At 70.3% G+C, this 16,003-nt stretch carries 12 protein-coding genes and 3 pseudogenes; 10 read left to right on the top strand and 5 right to left on the bottom strand.

What is annotated here, in order from left to right:
* Positions 1–12: 12 nt before the first annotated feature.
* The 3 genes and pseudogenes from AOK11_RS44755 to AOK11_RS11860 form a co-directional block, all read right to left on the bottom strand.
* Positions 13–366, bottom strand: a pseudogene (locus AOK11_RS44755) (CoA-transferase); the annotation flags it as partial.
* Positions 363–574, bottom strand: a pseudogene (locus AOK11_RS44750) (acyl CoA--acetate/3-ketoacid CoA transferase subunit alpha); the annotation flags it as partial. The pseudogenes AOK11_RS44750 and AOK11_RS44755, both read right to left, overlap by 4 nt.
* Positions 575–771: 197 nt before the next feature.
* Entirely contained in the window at positions 772–2,151 is a 1,380-nt protein-coding gene (locus AOK11_RS11860; protein ID WP_079034788.1) for an MFS transporter, read from the bottom strand.
* Between the two features lie 257 nt (positions 2,152–2,408).
* Here AOK11_RS11860 and AOK11_RS41670 point away from each other — a divergent pair.
* From AOK11_RS41670 to AOK11_RS11840, 5 genes and pseudogenes are all read left to right on the top strand, one after another.
* Positions 2,409–2,501, top strand: a pseudogene (locus tag AOK11_RS41670) (SGNH/GDSL hydrolase family protein); the annotation flags it as partial.
* Between the two features lie 294 nt (positions 2,502–2,795).
* Positions 2,796–3,710: an AurF N-oxygenase family protein gene (locus AOK11_RS11855; RefSeq protein ID WP_055593638.1), complete on the top strand. Its 915-nt coding sequence runs from the start codon at positions 2,796–2,798 to the stop codon at positions 3,708–3,710.
* Between the two features lie 23 nt (positions 3,711–3,733).
* The gene (locus AOK11_RS11850; RefSeq protein ID WP_055593637.1) at positions 3,734–5,284 is read left to right on the top strand and encodes an FAD-dependent oxidoreductase; all 1,551 of its coding nucleotides are present in this window, start codon (positions 3,734–3,736) and stop codon (positions 5,282–5,284) included.
* Between the two features lie 372 nt (positions 5,285–5,656).
* Positions 5,657–6,055 carry a carboxymuconolactone decarboxylase family protein gene (locus tag AOK11_RS11845; protein WP_055593636.1) on the top strand — a complete coding sequence of 133 codons (399 nt, stop codon included), beginning with the start codon at positions 5,657–5,659 and terminating at the stop codon, positions 6,053–6,055.
* A 47-nt stretch (positions 6,056–6,102) separates the two neighbouring features.
* Positions 6,103–6,891: an NAD(P)-dependent oxidoreductase gene (locus AOK11_RS11840; RefSeq protein ID WP_055593635.1), complete on the top strand. Its 789-nt coding sequence runs from the start codon at positions 6,103–6,105 to the stop codon at positions 6,889–6,891.
* 881 nt (positions 6,892–7,772) lie between these two features.
* On the opposite strand, the gene AOK11_RS11835 is transcribed toward AOK11_RS11840, so the two are convergent.
* Entirely contained in the window at positions 7,773–8,342 is a 570-nt protein-coding gene (locus tag AOK11_RS11835; RefSeq protein WP_055593634.1) for a DUF6328 family protein, read from the bottom strand.
* Here AOK11_RS11835 and AOK11_RS46400 point away from each other — a divergent pair.
* Positions 8,246–8,824, top strand: a complete 579-nt coding sequence (locus AOK11_RS46400; protein ID WP_338058921.1) for a helix-turn-helix transcriptional regulator — start codon at positions 8,246–8,248, stop codon at positions 8,822–8,824. The two genes, AOK11_RS11835 and AOK11_RS46400, sit on opposite strands and share 97 nt — an antisense overlap.
* Before the next feature lie 497 nt (positions 8,825–9,321).
* On the opposite strand, the gene AOK11_RS11830 is transcribed toward AOK11_RS46400, so the two are convergent.
* Entirely contained in the window at positions 9,322–10,344 is a 1,023-nt protein-coding gene (locus AOK11_RS11830; protein WP_063793465.1) for a LacI family DNA-binding transcriptional regulator, read from the bottom strand.
* Between the two features lie 138 nt (positions 10,345–10,482).
* Between AOK11_RS11830 and AOK11_RS11825 the strand changes: the two genes are divergently transcribed.
* From AOK11_RS11825 to AOK11_RS11810, 4 genes are read left to right on the top strand one after another with little or no spacing between them, the layout of a single operon-like run.
* Complete coding sequence (locus AOK11_RS11825; RefSeq protein WP_055593632.1) at positions 10,483–11,787, top strand: ABC transporter substrate-binding protein; 1,305 nt, start codon at positions 10,483–10,485, stop codon at positions 11,785–11,787.
* A 10-nt stretch (positions 11,788–11,797) separates the two neighbouring features.
* Positions 11,798–12,754 carry a carbohydrate ABC transporter permease gene (locus AOK11_RS11820; protein WP_055593631.1) on the top strand — a complete coding sequence of 319 codons (957 nt, stop codon included), beginning with the start codon at positions 11,798–11,800 and terminating at the stop codon, positions 12,752–12,754.
* Positions 12,751–13,569 (top strand): carbohydrate ABC transporter permease, encoded by an 819-nt coding sequence (locus AOK11_RS11815; protein ID WP_055593630.1) that lies wholly within the window; start codon positions 12,751–12,753, stop codon positions 13,567–13,569. Before AOK11_RS11820 ends, AOK11_RS11815 begins: the two co-directional genes overlap by 4 nt.
* Positions 13,566–15,947 (top strand): beta-xylosidase/alpha-l-arabinosidase, encoded by a 2,382-nt coding sequence (locus AOK11_RS11810; protein WP_107098563.1) that lies wholly within the window; start codon positions 13,566–13,568, stop codon positions 15,945–15,947. The genes AOK11_RS11815 and AOK11_RS11810 overlap by 4 nt, the downstream gene beginning before the upstream one ends.
* The last annotated feature ends 56 nt before the right edge of the window (positions 15,948–16,003 follow it).

Below are 16,003 nucleotides of genomic sequence, written 5' to 3'. Positions count from 1 at the left end.
CGCTGGGGGTGCATCGCCGATGCAGGAGATGTTCTGGTTGCCGTGGCGGTCGATCTGACTGGCGCCCATCATCACGTGCCGGCGGCCGGTGGCGGTCAGCGTGAGGTGCTGGCGGAACGGCAGCCAGCCCTCGACCGCTCCCGGCTTCGACCCGATCGCGGGCACGTCCGCCATGAGCAGTGCCTCCCCGTCGGTCAGCAGCAGCTCGGGGGAGAAGGTGAGCTTCGCCAGGCGTGCCCCGATGGCCGGGACGGTGCCCATCGGGCTGGCGAGGATCTCACCGGCGTTCCGCCAGGCCTCCGCGCAGGCCACCACGCAGTGGTCGGCGCGGGTCGCGGCCGGGACGCCGGTCTCGGTGGCACTCATGCTTCCTCCTGGTGGAACACGGTGACGGAGGCCTGGTAGGCGGCCTTGTCCCCGGACAGGAACCGTTCGACGAAGGCCGGCCACGCCTCGGGTCGCGGGCCGCCCGGACATAGGCGCGCTGGAAGGACTCGTCCCGGTCGTGGTCGGGCACGCAGGAGGTGAAGTGCGCGCCGTTCGGCGTCTCGACGACCCCGTCCACCGCTGGCCGCGTCATCGCCGTCACCCTCACCACGTCAGGGCAACGGCGACCGCCAGATGCGCCGTGGTGTCCGCGACGATGAACAGCGTGTTCGCAAGGCCGGACCGGGCGGTCACCGTCTCGTGAGAGCGGATCCCGCACAGGTCGGCAGGACCTTGCATCGGTCGGTGGTGGCTTCGGGAGTCATGCGAAGGCCGTATCCATGATCAATGAGAGCGGGTTTCGACGTCACCCGGAGGACAGTTGCCGCTCTCGCGGGCAGCCGTTTCGTGGACTTTGGACCGGCTGCCCGTCGGCGGCGCGTCCTGCGCGGCCGGAAGCACCCGTCCCAGGCGTGCGAGCGGGGACGAAGCCATCACCACCGGGGACAACATCATGCCCGCGGACGTCACCAGGAGGCTGGTGCGCAGCCCCCACTCCATCGCGAGAAACCCGCCGAGCAGGGAGCCGAGCGGGGCCATCCCCATGCCGACGAACGTGATCGTCGCGGCCGCGCGGCCCTGCATCCCGTCCGGAGTGACGGCCTGCCGCACCGCCATGACCGTGACATTCACCAACTGGCCGGCGGCCCCGAACACGAAGTTGATCGCCAGGAGCGCGGAGACCGTCACCGCCGAGGAGCCGTGCAGCGCGAGCACCCACAGGAACACGCCGTCACCGAGTGCCGCCGCGGCCACGAGCACCGTGCCGTAACCGAACCGGCCCGGCAGGCGAGCGGCCAGCATCGAGCCCAGCAACGCGCCCGGTCCCGTCGCCGCGAGCGCCAGCCCGACGGTGGTGCCGGACAAGTGCAGTTCCCGCGGCAGGAAGAGCAGATAGACGGTCATCATGGCCGCGAAGGAGAACTGGAAGGCGGCCGAGGCCAGGCACACGGCCCGCAGCGAGGTGTCGCCGACGACGAAGCGGAGGCCCTCATGGATCCGTCGCCAGACCCGCTGGGGGCGTTCCGAGCGTTCCGGGATCGATTCGGTCCGACGGATCCGCCGGATCGACAGGAACGACAGCGCGAAGAACACCGCGCTGGAGGCGGCAGCGAGCGGCGCCGACAGCAGGGACACCAACGCACCGCCCAGGGCGGGTCCGCCGATCTGCGCCGCGGACCGGCTGCCCTCGAGCGCGCTGTTGCCCTGCAGCAACTGATCGCGTCTCACCAGCCGTACGAGAGACGCCTGATAGGCCACGTCGAAGAACACGGACAGCGCCCCGACGGCGAAGGCGACCACGAGCAGCGCGGGCAGACCGAACCAACCGAGGAGACCGGCCACGGCGGCGGCGCCCAGGACCAGGGTCCGGCCGGCGTCCGTCACCACCATCACCGTGCGGGTCCGCCACCGGTCCACCCACGCACCGACGAAGAGGGAGAGCAACAGGATCGGCGCCTGCCCCACCGCGCGCAGGACGCCCAACTCGCCGGCGCCGGCGTGGAGCGTCAGGACGGCGAAGAGCGGGAGAACGATCAGAGTGGTGTGTTCGCCGAGTTGGGAGGCCGTCTGCCCCACCCAGAGTCTGCGGAAGTCGCGATCCCGCCACAGGCTTGGCGGAACAGATGGAGCGGAATCGGATGCAGCGGAGGAAGTGGACGGCACGAAGATCCCTTGGATTGCCGACGACGAGGCCCATCACCCGGCGCACACCAGGTGCGCCCTCGATTCAGGCAGGGGAAGGCTCGCTGTGCCGCACCATCAAGGGCAGCACGCGATGACGGGCCGATCACGGCCTACAACGTCAACGCGTGCTCGGACGACCGACCATGTCTGCAACTCCTCGTGGGTCACTTGCTGCACCCGAACACTAGCCCTCGGCGGCTCGGCGCGAAAGGCGATTCAGGCCCGTGGCGGACGGCCTCTTCGGCGACAGCGTCGTCCCTGTCCACCCCTACGCCCTCGGACAGCGGCGCATGGCCGAGCACACCATGAGCGTCCTCGGTCTGGGCTGACGGCGGCGTGTTTCGTCCTCGATGATCGGCCTGCCCGGGAGCCGGCGGTGAGCCGCGAACAGTTCCAGGCGTCTGCGCGGGGCACGGCACCGAGGACAACGGCACCGCCTCGGCGGGCGAGTCACCCGAAGACCTCGCCCCCCGCACCGACCGACGCGGGTGCGGACCGGAGGGGCCACTCGAGGGTGAGCACGCGACGACTCTTGCTATAAGGTTCGTCAGCAAGGCGCTGTTACCGCCAGTAATAGCAAGGAGGGCGGGGCGCCTCCCGGACCCGACTCGAGGAGTCCCAGCATGGCCATCAGCAGCTTGCGACCGGAGACCAGGAGCCGCACGCCCGAGGACGGCACCGCGCGGCGGCTGCTCGACTCCGCCGCGCAGCTCTCGTACGACCCGCTCACCGAGGTCGACTGGGAGACCCCGCTCGACGAGAGCTTCCACGGCACCAGCCCGGAGTGGAGCACCCTCTACGGGACGGAGTACTGGAACGAGTTGACCGACGCGCAGCGCAAGGCGCTGACGCGGCAGGAGGCCGCCTCGGTGGCCAGTACCGGAATCTGGTTCGAGATGATCCTGCAGCAGATGGTGCTGCGGGACATCTACGCCAAGGACCCGACGGACGACACCGTCCAGTGGGCGCTCACCGAGATCGCCGACGAGTGCCGCCACTCGATCATGTTCGCCCGCGGCGCGAAGAAACTCCGGGCACCGGCCTACCGCCCCCACCGGGCAGCGGTCGAACTCGGCCGGATCTTCAAGACCGTCGCGTTCGGTGAGGCGGCGTACGCGGCGATCCTGGTGGCCGAGGAGGTCCTCGACGTCATGCAGCGTGACTGGATGCGCGACGAACGGGTCGTGCCCTTCGTCCGCACCATCAACAACATCCACGTCGTCGAGGAATCACGGCACATGAAGTTCGCCCGCGACGAGACGCGCAGGCACCTCGCGCGCGCCGGACGCGTGCGCCGCCGGATCCACTCGTTCGTCATCGCCGTGGCGTCCTACGTCATCGTCACCAGCATGGTGAACCGGAAGGTCTATGCCAACGCCGGACTGGACGAGGCGCGCGCCCTCCGCGAGGCGAAGGCCAACGCGCATCACCGGTCGATGATGCGCTCGAGCTGTTCCGGACTGATGGACTTCCTGGCCTCGGCGGGACTGCTCACCAAGCCCGCGCTGTTCTTCTACAAGCGCGCCCATCTGATCTGACGACCTCCAGGCGAGCGGACGACATGGCCTTCGCGATCACCCAGACCTGCTGCACGGACGCCACCTGCGTAGCCGTCTGCCCGGTCAACTGCATTCACCCCACACCCGAGGAACGGGCCTTCGGCAGCACGGAGATGCTGTACATCGACCCGAAGGCGTGCATCGACTGCGGTGCCTGCGCCGACGCCTGCCCGGTGGACGCCGTCCTCCCGGTCGACAGCCTGACCGGCGGACAGCGGGAGTACGCCGACATCAACGCGGCCCACTTCGGGCACGCCGGGACGACGTCGCGGGCGGAGGCGGAGGCACCGGCGGTTTCCGGAGCAGCCGACCTCGGCCCGAACTTCCACCCCTGGGGCGGACCGGCCTTCGACCGTGTCCTGCCACCGGACTTCCGGCCGCTCCGGGTGGCGATCGTCGGCACCGGGCCGGCCGGCATGTACGCCGCCGAGGACCTGCTGCTCCACACCCGGTCCGAGGTGACCCTCGTCGACCGGCTTCCGGTCGCCGGCGGACTCGTCCGGTACGGTGTGGCGCCGGACCACCCGGCGACCAAGAGGATCGGCGACGCCTTCGCCCGCTTCCACACCCACCCTCGCGTGCGCCTGCACCTCGGCCTCGAAGTGGGCACGGGCGTCACGGCCGAGGAACTCGCCGCACACCACGATGCGGTGATCTACGCCGTGGGCGCCGCCGCGGACCGGCGGCTCGGCATACCCGGCGAGAACCTGACGGGCAGCCTCTCCGCGACCACCTTCGTCGCCTGGTGCAACGCACACCCGGAGGTCGCGCCGGACGCCGTCGACCTCTCGGCCGGGCGTGTCGTCGTGGTCGGCAACGGCAACGTCGCCCTCGACGTCGCCCGGATCCTGGTCTCCGACCCGGAGACACTGGCCGGCACGGCGATCGCCGGCCACGCGTGGGAGGAGTTGCGCCGCAGCGCGGTGCGCGAGGTGGTACTGCTCGGGCGCCGCGGTCCGGAACACGCGGCGTACACCAGGCCCGAGCTGCTCGCCCTGAAGCACCTCCCCGGCGTGGACCTGCTCGTGGACGACCACGATGCGCGCGTCGGGGCCGCGATCGACACCGCCGGTGCCGGGGACAGGGCGGGACTGCTGCGGGGCGTGGCACGTGAGGCCGTCGACTGGTCCCTCGCCCCCGGGACGGCAGGACGCCGGCGCCGCATCGTGTTCCGTTTCCTCTCCACGCCCGTCGAAGTCCGCGGAGACGAAGCCGTCCGTGCGGTGCGTGCCACCGGCGGCGCCGGTGAGCAGGAGATACCGGCCGGCCTGGCGCTGCGGGCGGTCGGTCACCGCGGAGCGCCCCCGGCGGGACTGCCGTTCGACGAGGACACCGGGACCGTTCCGCACGAGCGCGGCCGGGTGCCCGGCAGGCCCGGGACCTACGTCGTGGGCTGGATCAAACGCGGGCCTTCGGGAGGCATCGGCGCCAACCGCAGGTGCGCGGCCGAGACGGTCGGCACCCTGCTGGCCGACGCGGTCGCGGGCGTACTGCCCACGCCGTCCGGCGGACCGAAGGCATTCCGCCGCCTCGCACGCCGCCGGCGCCGCTGACTCCCCACCCTCGACGCCGTCGAGCCGGCGTTCCCACCGTCGAAGCGGGCCTCGACGCCGAAGTGGTGCGGACTTCGCCGGACCGCCCGGTGGAAGGCGGCGCGCCGGGCCGGATCGTGCTGCGCGACTCCGGGACGGAGGCCGGAGACCACCGGACGAGGGCGCCCTCGGCCCGCGCCCTGCGCCGTCGCGCCGCACTTTCCCCTGCCGCTGCTTTTCGGCACAGAGTTCACTAACACGCCGGGACGCGATGACACAGGTCGCCGGACACACCTCCATTACGCTGCGCAGACGTACCGAATCGATCTCGTGCGGCATCGCCGCTCCCGAGGGGCGTTATCAGGCTCCCTCCGCCCACACGAAGGAGCTTCCATGGCGTCCGAGCGTTTCCAGAAGGCGCTGGAAAAGATGATGGAGTACCAGCCCAAGGACAACCCCGACATCGCGTCGCACACGAAGCTCATCGAGTACTACGAGGAACTCGCGCCCGACCTGCCGAGCCTGATCGTCGAATTCCCGTTCGGTGACATCTATTCCCGGCCGGCCCTGGACAAGAAGCAACAGGCCCTGGTCACCATTGCGGGACTGACGGCCTTCGGCACCGAGCCGCAGCTCGAACTGCACATCAACACAGGCTTCAACGTCGGTCTCACGAAGGACCAGGTCGTCGGGGCGATCATTCACCTGATTCCCTACGTCGGCTATCCGAAGTGCCTGAACGCCCTGACGCTCGTCAAAAAGGTGCTCGCCGAGCGCAACGACGTCGAATAGGACGCGCCGACAGCCGAGATTGATATCGCGTCACAAAGGAGCTCGTCATGCATCTGGTGATCGGCCTCGGGCCGATTGGCGGAAACCTCGGCACCCACCTCGCCGAAAAGCGCCGCGAGGTCTACGGCTACGACCTCGACCCCGCGCGCGTCGCCGAGTGGGCGCAGGAGTCGGGCTCACCCTTCTCCGGCTCCGACCTGGCCGCGGTCCCCTGGGACGCGGTCACGTCCGTCCACATCGCCGTACGCCTGGCCGACCAGGTCGAGGCCGTCCTCCGCGGCTTGAACGACGCAACCGGCAGGCCACTGAGCATCTTCGTCAACACGACGCTGACCCCGACCGACGCCAGGAGGATTGCCGCCCTGGGCAACGAGAACTGGCGGATCTTCGAGTCCCCGGTCTCGGGCGGACCGGCGGGCGCTCGCCACGGCACGATGAGCGTCTTCCTGGCCGGCCCGGCGCCGACCGACGACGAGGAGAGGCTGCTCGCCGACCAGGCCGGACATGTCTTCCGTCTGTCCGAGTACGGTCAGCCCGCCATGGTGAAGCTGCTCAACAACGCATTGGCCACCTACAACCTGACCGCCACGGCCCAGATCCTGAACCTGGCGGACGCGCACGGTGTCCCGGCGGGCAAACTGGCCGAGGTCCTTGCGGTTTCCACAGGCCAGAGCTGGATGAGCGACAACATCAAGGATGTCGCCTACGACCTCCTGCTCAAGGATGTAGGGCTGCTCCGTACCGAGCTTCAGCATCTGCCCGTGACGGACCTGGACGGCGATGTCGAGGGTCAGATCCTCGCCGCCCGCGAGGCCCTGGGCGTCCGGGCGAAGTAGGGCCTCACGGCGGACGGGCGGCACGCCGTCGTTCCCGTGGCCGGCACCGGAGCGTGCCGGGCGCCACGGGCCCCGGCCCCCGGCCCTCACGAGCAAGGCAGCCCTGTGCCGCGAACTGACGCCCCGGCCCCTGTTCGGGGCGACCGGACACGAGGAACTGCCGCAGGTGGAGCGGTGTACGCGTCCCCCCTCTTCCTCGGTGACCACGTCCTCGGCCCGGTCGGCATACCGGCGCTTCGCACCCATGCCCTCGGCGAGGACGCCCTGGACGAGGCGTAGCCCCGCCCAATGCTGGAGACGTACGCCCCGGCTGTGCCCCGCCCGGCCGCGTCGAGCGGCAGCCGTCGGGAACCCCGTGCCCACCGGAAGTGAATCCCGGCCACTCCACCACCGGTGTCCGCCCACGTCCCGCACCGCGGCCGGCCCGCCCGGGCCCGTCGCCGGGCCGGTGGCGTCGAGTGCGCCGGCTTCCGGCCGCCGGCCACGGCGGCACAGGGGCATCCGCCGGTCCGCTCCGTGGAAGAAGGCCCACTTCTCTGCCGGACGACGGCCACGTCCTGCGGTGCGCCCTCGGTGATCCGCCGGCGGTGCCGTGTCCGCCCCGTCGCGTGCGGGCGCGCTGGACGGCGGTAGCGGCTGCGGTGTCCGACCGGCTCCGGCAGGGCCGCACCACGCCGGCCACACCGAACATCACCCATACGGGGACACTACGCCCGACTCGCCGCGACGGCATATCGCCCTCCGTGGGACGCGAACGATGGCAAAGGGCGCCGACGCGTAGGCGTAAACGTGGACGAGTCCGCCGACGCGCGTCAGCGGACCGGCCCCCGCTGTCGGAGCGTTCCGGTCACGAGGGCTTGCTCGTCCCTCGCCCGGGTGGGCTACGCGTCGTCGGTGCGGGAGCGCCGATCGGCGCGGCGTCGTAGGTACAGCGGCAGTACGTACCAGCAGAGGCCGAACCACAGCATGACCCCGCCGGCGAGCACTTCGGCGAGGACACCGGGAACCACGACACGGAGAATCAGCAGGAGTGTGCAGCCGATGGTCAGCGCGAGGAGGACCATGCCGCACATCATCAAGCGGCCGGCGGCCTCCACTAGCTCGTCCTTCATGCGCTGGCCGGACAGGAAGCGGTGGATGGAGACGGGGGCTATGAGCGATCCCGTGGCCGACGCGCCGAGCACCACGGTGATGACGTAGAGGACGCGGTCGAACGTCTCCAACTCCCTGAACAGCGGGGTGAAGGCCACACTGAGCAGGAATCCGAAAAGGATCTGCACGCCCGTCTGGGTGACCCGCGTCTCCTGCAGTATCTCGTTCCAGCGCCGATTGACCTGCTCCCGCGCTGTTTCCGGTGATTCGGCACCGGGTTCCGGACTGTGGCTGTCGTGGCGCGCGCAGCAGGCGGTGTTCTCCCCCGCCGACTCGACCGGCTGCTCCGTCATGGTCATGGCATCCTCCGAATCTCAGGAGATCGGTTGCCCCCTCCGGGCCCTTCCACGCAGGTTCCGGCCGCCTTAGGTGCCGGGACCGGAGTACTCGACCACGGCACAGCCGACACCGGGCTCACCCTTCCCGCGCAGGCCGGACCGAGCCACGGGCGCATCGGGACGCCTTCACCGTCGACGAAGCCGTCGGACACCTGACGCGTGAGGCGGACTCGGGCGCCCTGGACCGCGCCGCCTGCGACCTGGTGCTCCGGGCAGCGGGCAGACGGCCCTCCCGGCCCCGCCGTCCGGCGGGGCTCACGGCGCGGGAGGTCGAGGTACTGCGCCTGGCCGCCCGGGGAATGACCAACCATCAGATAGGCGCGGAGCTGTCCATCTCGAGCCGCACCGTGGGCCATCACCTCGGGCACATCTACGACAAGACCGGGCGGCGAACCCGGGCCGGGGTGGCCGTCTTCGCCATGGAGCAGCGGCTCCTGCCCTGAGCGCCGATCCGTAGGGCGGGCGCCGCGGCCGTCGCCCGAGCGGAGGCGACGGCCGGTGCCCTTCGCGGACAGGAGCCCGTGTCCGGTGCGGGCTCCGTGCAGCGGTCTTCGACACGTCGCCTCCCCTGGACCGCGAGTTCCCGGACCACGGCTGTCCCTCACGCGTGACCATGCTGCGGCTGCCACGGTCCGCCGTATCGTCGCCCGGTGACAGAACCGACCGGCTGGTGGCCGTCCGCCGGCCCACCCGGGCCGGTGCGGGCGTCGTCGGGATGCGCCGCCGTCGGCCGAAATGCACCCGCACCGGCCTCGCCGCCCCGCGACCACCGCACCGGACGCTCGGCGAGATCGTCACCTTGTGGGGATTCCGGCACCCCGCCGACTTCAGCCGTACCGTCCGGCGCGCCTACGGAGTGTCCCCCGGCGTTCCGGCGCACGGCCGAGGCGGCGCCCCAGCAGCTCTGCGCACGGGCGGCGAAGAATCCGTAGGCCGTGTCTCAGGCCCCCTGCAACCGAGCCGTGCTCTGTCGTACCACCAGGTGTGTCGCCAGTTCGATGCGCTGTGCCGCCGTGCCGGGGTCGTCCGGGCGGAGGAGCATGCGGGTGGCCTCCTCGGCCATGTGCCGCAGGGGCTGGTGGACCGTGGTGAGGGGCGGGCTCGACCACTGGGCCAGTGGTACGTCGTCGTAGCCCACCACCGACAGGTCCTCCGGTACGCGCAGGCCCCTGACCCTGGCCGCCTCCAGGACGCCGAGTGCCTGGAGGTCGCTGCCCGCGAAGATCGCCGTCGGCCGGCCGGGGCCGTTCAGCAGGTCCATGGCGTGTTCGAAGCCGCTCTGTACGTGGAAGTCGCCGAAGCGCATCAGACGCGGGTCGGTCTCCAGCCCCGCCATCGCCATGGCGGAGCGGTAGCCGTCGAGGCGGGCGAGCGAACAGAGCATGTCCTCGGGGCCGGTGATGATCGCGACCCGCTCGTGACCGAGGTCGGTGAGATGGCGGGTGGCGGCGAGGCCGCCGGCCCAGTTCGCGGAGCCGACCGAGGGGACGTCGGAGTCGGGGTCGCCCGCCGGGTCGATGACGACGAGGGGGATGGCCGCCGCTCCGAGCTGGCGTTTGATGTCCTCCGGGAGGGTGGAGAGGACCAGCACGACGCCGAGCGGCCTGCGTTGCAGCACGCCCGGGAGCCACTCCGGAGCGGGGGTGTGCCGGGTGCCGCTCTCGGTGAGCGCCACCGTCGCGCGGTTCTCCTTGGCGACGTTCTGCACGCCCCGGATCAGCTCCATCGCCCAGACGCTCTCCAGCTCGTGGAAGACGACTTCGATGAGTGGGGAGCGGGACGCCGGCTGGGCGCGACGGCGGTAGCCGTGGGTGTCCAGCAGCCGTTCCACCTTGGCTCGGGTCGTGCGAGAGACGTCCGATCGGCCGTTGAGAACCTTCGAAACTGTCGGCATCGAAACGCCGGCCTCTTTTGCCACCGTGGCCAGGGTGACTCTGCCGCTCGTCTCGTGTTCATCGTGCATAAACGCAGGGTACGACACCGCGCGTCGATAACGGTTTGAGTGAGTGCCGACTCGACCGTTGACCGAGACTCCCGTCTGACCTACTGTCCCACGGCATGGACTTTCGGTGATGAGGCCGAAACTTTCGAGAGGCGAACGATGAAGACACGTGCGCGCTTGCCCAGACTGGTCGCCGGTGGTGCGACGCTCACCCTGGCACTGACCCTTTCGGCCTGCGGTGACGGGGGCGGCGGGGCGTCGTCGGACGACGGCAAGATCCATGTCCTTGTCTACGGGGACGCCACCAACAAGGTCGAGAAGCAGCTCGTCGACACGTTCAACAAGACGTCCGACGTCAAGGTCGTCCTCGACACCATCCCCGGTGCGGACTACCAGAAGAAGCTTCAGACGATCATCAGCACCCCTCAGGCCCCGGACGTCTTCTTCAACTGGGGCGGCGGCAGCATCAAGCCGTTCGTCAAGGCCGATCTGCTGATGCCGCTGGACGACTTCATCAAGAAGGACCCGGACCTGGAGAACAAGTTCCTGCCGTCCGTGTTCGCCAACGGCGTCGTCGACGGCAAGCCGTACGGCATCCCGATGCGCGGCACCCAGCCGGTCCTGCTCTTCCACAACAAGAAGGTCCTCGACAAGGCGGGCGTCAAGCCGCCGAAGACCTGGGACGAACTGCTCGACGCGGTCGGGAAGCTCAAGGACGAGGGCGTGACGCCGATCGCGCTCGGCGGCGGCGACGTCTGGCCGACGCAGATGTGGTTCCAGTACCTCTACGACCGCGTGGCCGGCCCGGGGCTGTTCGAGAAGGCCGTCGGGGGCGACAAGAGCGCCTGGGAGAGCGCGGACAGCAAGAAGGCCCTGAGCATGATCAGGGAGCTCGTCGACGCCGGCGCCTTCGGCAAGAACTACGACTCCGTCAAGTACACCAACGGCGGCTCGGTCGCGCTGGTGTCCTCGGGCAAGGCCGGCTTCGAGCTGATGGGCTCCTGGTACTACTCCCAGCAGCTGACGGACGCCAAGGAGTTCGCCGAGAAGGACCTCGGCTACACCGTCTTCCCGACCATCGAGGGCGGCAAGGGCGACCCGGCCGGCGTCGCCGGCAACACCAACAACTACTACTCGGTGATGAAGAAGACCGAGCACCCCGAGGCCGTCGCCGAGTTCCTGAAGCTCATGTACTCCGACGAGTTCGTCAAGGCGCAGCTGGAGATCGGCAACCTGCCGACCACGACCAACACCGACAAGTTCATCGACACCTCGTCCACCCCCGAGTACTCGCGCTTCCAGTACGACCTGGTCGCCGACGCCCCGTCGTTCCAGCTGTCCTGGGACCAGGCGTACCCGCAGAAGGCGAGCTCGTCCATGCACAAGGCCATCCAGCAGTTCTTCAACGGACAGCTCGACGCGGACGGCTTCATCAAGGCCATGCAGGCCCTCCCGACCGAGTGACGAACGGCTCATGACCACAAAGATCACGAGCGCTCCGCCCTCCGCCGGACCCCGCAAGGGGTCCCGGCGGAGGCCGCCCGCCTCGTCCGCAACGAAGGTGGGCCGCCCCGGCTTCGCCTGGGCGCTGCCCGCCGCAGTGTTCTTCGCCCTCTTCGCGATCACCCCGCTGATCATGGTGGCGGTGCTGTCCTTCATGAGCTGGGACGGGATCGGCTCGCCCGAATTCGTCGGCATGGACAACTGGTCGCGCCTGATGGACGACCCGGTGATGCTCGAGAGCATCTGGCTGACCCTGCTCCTGACCGTGCTCGGCGTGGTCATCCAGACGCCGCTGAGCATCGTGCTCGGCGTCTGGGCCGCCGGCCACCAGCGCAACCGGGCCGTGCTGTCCGTCATCTACTTCATCCCGCTGCTGCTGTCCGCGACGGCCGTCTCCGTGCTGTGGCGGGCGCTGCTCGACCCGAACTTCGGCATCCCGGCCGACGCCACCTGGCTGTTCGGCGACGGCAACCTGTTCGGTGAACAGGCCACCGCCATCGGAGTTCTGGCGTTCGTCAGTACCTGGCAGTTCACCCCGTTCCACACACTGATCTACCAGGGCGCCGCCCGGGCCGTCCCGCAGGTGCTCTACCAGGCGGCCGAGATCGACGGGGCGGGCCGCTACCGGCAGTTCTTCCACATCACCCTGCCGCAGCTGCGCAACTCGATGATCACCTCGATGATCCTGATGATCGTCGGCGGCCTGACCACCTTCGAGACGGTCCTCATCCTGACCCAGGGCGGCCCCGGCACCGACACCACCATCAGCGCCTACTACATGTACGACAAGGCGTTCAAGGGCTTCGACTTCGGCGCCGGTTCCGCCATCGCCCTGGCCCTGGTCGTCGCGGCCACCATCATCTCGCTGATCGTCGTCCGGGTCTCCGGCTACGACAAGATGCGCAGCACCATGGAGGGTGTGTCATGAGGCGCCGTCCCCACTACCTGGCCGGCGCCGGCTCGCTCTTCTGGCTCTTCCTGGTCGGCCTGCCGCTGTACGTGATGCTCGCCGCGACCGTGCGCACCCGCCAGGACTACGCCGAGAACGGCCCGGTCTCGATCCCGGACAGCTTCACCCTGGACAACTACACCGGCGCCTTCGACTCGGGCTTCGGTCAGTACTTCTTCAACACGCTCGTCGTCACCGGCTGCGTGATCGGCCTCGTGCTGCTGCTGGTCCCGCCGCTCGCCTACGCGATCGTACGCAGCCGCGGCCGGACCACGTCGGCGATCTTCCGGCTGTTCCTGCTCGGCCTCGCCATCCCCGCCCAGGCCGTCATCGTGCCGATGTTCTACCTGATCAGCGAAGCCGGGCTGTACGACAACCTGCTGGGCGTCATCCTGCCCACGGCCGCGTTCTGCCTGCCGATGTCGGCGCTCATCCTCAGCGGCGCGATGCGCGACATCTCCCCGGAGCTGTACGAGGCCATGGCCATGGACGGCGCCTCCCCGCGACGTGTGTTCTTCCAGCTCGTGCTGCCGCTGTCGAGGGGCGGACTGTCCACGATCGTGGTCTTCTCCGCGCTCCAGGCATGGAACGGCTTCCTGTTCCCGCTCGTCCTGACCCAGTCCGACTCCACCAAGGTGGTCACCCTGGGTCTGTACAACTTCCAGACCGAACACGGCATCGACATCCCCGGCCTGCTGGGAGCCGTGGTGCTGTCCATGGTGCCCATCCTGCTCGTCTACCTGTTCGCCCGTCGCGCCCTGGTCCAGGGTCTGATGGGCGTCGGAGGAAAGTGACTGCCGACGTGGCCGTAGAGACCACCCCCGAAATCCCCCTCTGGAACGACCCCGACCGCCCCGTCGCCGCCAGAGTCGACGCGCTGATCGGCGCGATGACCCTGGACGAGAAGATCGCCCAGCTGTACGGCGTGTGGGTCGGCGCGTCCGCCAACGGCGGCGAAGTGGCCCCGCACCAGCACGACATGGAGGAGGCCGTCGACCTCGACGCGCTTCTGCCCGTCGGACTGGGCCAGTTGACCCGCCCCTTCGGCACCGCACCCGTCGACCCGGCGCTCGGCGCGCTCTCCCTGCTGCGCACCCAGTCCCGTATCGCCTCGGCCAACCGCTTCGGCATTCCCGCCGTCGCGCACGAGGAGTGCCTGGCCGGCTTCGCCGCCTGGGGCGCCACCGCCTACCCCGTCCCGTTGTCCTGGGGCGCCACCTTCGACCCGGACGTGGTGCGCCGGATGGCCGCCGCCATCGGCCGCGACATGCGGTCCGTCGGTGTCCACCAGGGTCTCGCGCCCGTCCTCGACGTGGTGCGCGACGCCCGCTGGGGCCGGGTGGAGGAGACCATCGGCGAGGACCCCTACCTCGTCGGCACCATCGGCACCGCGTACGTCCAGGGCCTGGAGTCCGCCGGGATCGTCGCCACCCTCAAGCACTTCGTCGGCTACTCGGCCTCCCGCGCCGGACGCAACCTCGCCCCCTCGCCCATGGGCGCCCGTGAACGGGCCGACGTCCTGCTGCCGCCGTTCGAGATGGCCATACGCGAGGGCGGCGCCCGCTCCGTGATGCACTCCTACACGGACACCGACGGCGTCCCCGCCGCGGCCGACGAGAACCTGCTGACCGGACTGCTCCGTGACACCTGGGGCTTCGACGGCACCGTCGTCGCCGACTACTTCGGCATCGCCTTCCTCAAGACCCTGCACGGCGTCGCGGGCGACTGGGCGGAGGCCGCGGGCGCCGCACTGAAGGCCGGCGTCGACGTCGAACTGCCCACCGTCAAGACGTTCGGCGCACCGCTCGCCGAGGCCGTCGCCGACGGCCGGGTACCGGAGTCGGTCATCGACCGCGCGCTGCGCCGCGTCCTCGGCCAGAAGGCGATACTCGGCCTGCTCGACCCGGACTGGAGCCCGGTGCCGCCCGCGCTCGACGGCGCGGACCTGGACGACCCGGACGCCCTGCGCGGCACGATCGACCTGGACCGGCCCGAGAACCGGCGACTGGCCCGCGAGATCGCCGAGAAGGCGGTCGTCCTGCTCACCAACGACGGCACCCTGCCGCTCGCCCGGCCCCGCCGCATCGCCCTGGTCGGCCCCAACGCGGCCGAGGCCACTGCCGTACTGGGCTGCTACTCCTTCCCCCAGCACGTGGGCGTGCAGCACCCGGACGTTCCGGTCGGGATCGACCTGCCCACCCTGCGGGACACCCTGGCCGCCGAGTTCCCCGACGCGGACATCACGGTCGCCCGCGGCACCGGCGTCGACGACGGAGACCTGTCCGGCACCGGCGAAGCGGTCGACGCGGCCAGGGAGGCGGACCTCGTCATCGCCGTACTCGGCGACCGCGCGGGTCTGTTCGGCCGCGGTACCAGCGGCGAGGGCTGCGACGCGGAGTCCCTCGCCCTGCCCGGCGCCCAGCAGCACCTGCTGGACGCGCTGCTCGACTCCGGCACGCCGGTGGTGACCGTCCTGCTCGCCGGGCGGCCGTACGCGCTCGGCCGTGCCGTCGCCGAGTCCGCGGCGATCGTGCAGTCCTTCTTCCCCGGAGTCGCGGGCACCCAGGCGATCGCCGGGGTGCTGAGCGGCCGTACCAGCCCTTCCGGACGGCTCCCGGTCAGTGTGCCGCGGGGGCCGGGGTCCCAGCCGACCACCTACCTCGGCGCACGCCTCGCCCAGCTCAGCGAGGTGTCCAACATCGACCCGACGCCGGCGTTCGGCTTCGGCCACGGCCTGACGTACACGGAGTTCGCCTGGAGCGACCTCGCCATGGACACCGAACAGGCTTCGACGGAAGGCGAGTTCACCCTCTCCCTCACCGTCCGCAACACCGGTGGGCGGCCCGGCACCGAAGTCGTCCAGCTCTATCTCCACGACCCGGTCGCCTCCGTCGTCCAGCCGGTGCAGCGGCTCGTCGGCTACACCCGGGTGCCGCTGGAGCCGGGCGAGGCCCGTCGCGTCCGCGTCACGGTTCCGGCCGACGTGGCCTCCTTCACCGGCCGCGACGGCCACCGGATCGTCGAACCCGGCGACCTGCAACTCCGCCTGGCCGCCTCGAGCACCGACGCGCGCCTGACAGCGACGGTCACCCTGACCGGCCCGGAGCGCCAGGTGGATCACACCCGCCGCTTCCACGCGACCTTCACCCAGGAGCCGGCTGCCCAGGCCTGAGCCGGATCGCACGAGACAGCCCCCGCCCGGTTCCCACCGGGCGGGGGCTGTCTCGT

The organism is Streptomyces hirsutus (assembly GCF_001418415.1).
GTDB lineage: Bacteria > Actinomycetota > Actinomycetes > Streptomycetales > Streptomycetaceae > Streptomyces > Streptomyces hirsutus.
Note: the sequence above shows the minus strand (reverse complement) of the source record. Positions and strands in the feature narration are given on the sequence as shown.

Excerpts from the sequence above, each read along its gene's own strand:
- AOK11_RS11855 (WP_055593638.1), top strand. The coding sequence starts at position 2,796 with ATGGCCATCAGCAGCTTGCGACCGGAGACCAGGAGCCGCACGCCCGAG.
- AOK11_RS11850 (WP_055593637.1), top strand. The coding sequence starts at position 3,734 with ATGGCCTTCGCGATCACCCAGACCTGCTGCACGGACGCCACCTGCGTA.
- AOK11_RS11845 (WP_055593636.1), top strand. The coding sequence starts at position 5,657 with ATGGCGTCCGAGCGTTTCCAGAAGGCGCTGGAAAAGATGATGGAGTAC.
- AOK11_RS11840 (WP_055593635.1), top strand. The coding sequence starts at position 6,103 with ATGCATCTGGTGATCGGCCTCGGGCCGATTGGCGGAAACCTCGGCACC.
- AOK11_RS11835 (WP_055593634.1), bottom strand. The coding sequence starts at position 8,342 with ATGACCATGACGGAGCAGCCGGTCGAGTCGGCGGGGGAGAACACCGCC.
- AOK11_RS11830 (WP_063793465.1), bottom strand. The coding sequence starts at position 10,344 with ATGCACGATGAACACGAGACGAGCGGCAGAGTCACCCTGGCCACGGTG.
- AOK11_RS11825 (WP_055593632.1), top strand. The coding sequence starts at position 10,483 with ATGAAGACACGTGCGCGCTTGCCCAGACTGGTCGCCGGTGGTGCGACG.
- AOK11_RS11820 (WP_055593631.1), top strand. The coding sequence starts at position 11,798 with ATGACCACAAAGATCACGAGCGCTCCGCCCTCCGCCGGACCCCGCAAG.
- AOK11_RS11815 (WP_055593630.1), top strand. The coding sequence starts at position 12,751 with ATGAGGCGCCGTCCCCACTACCTGGCCGGCGCCGGCTCGCTCTTCTGG.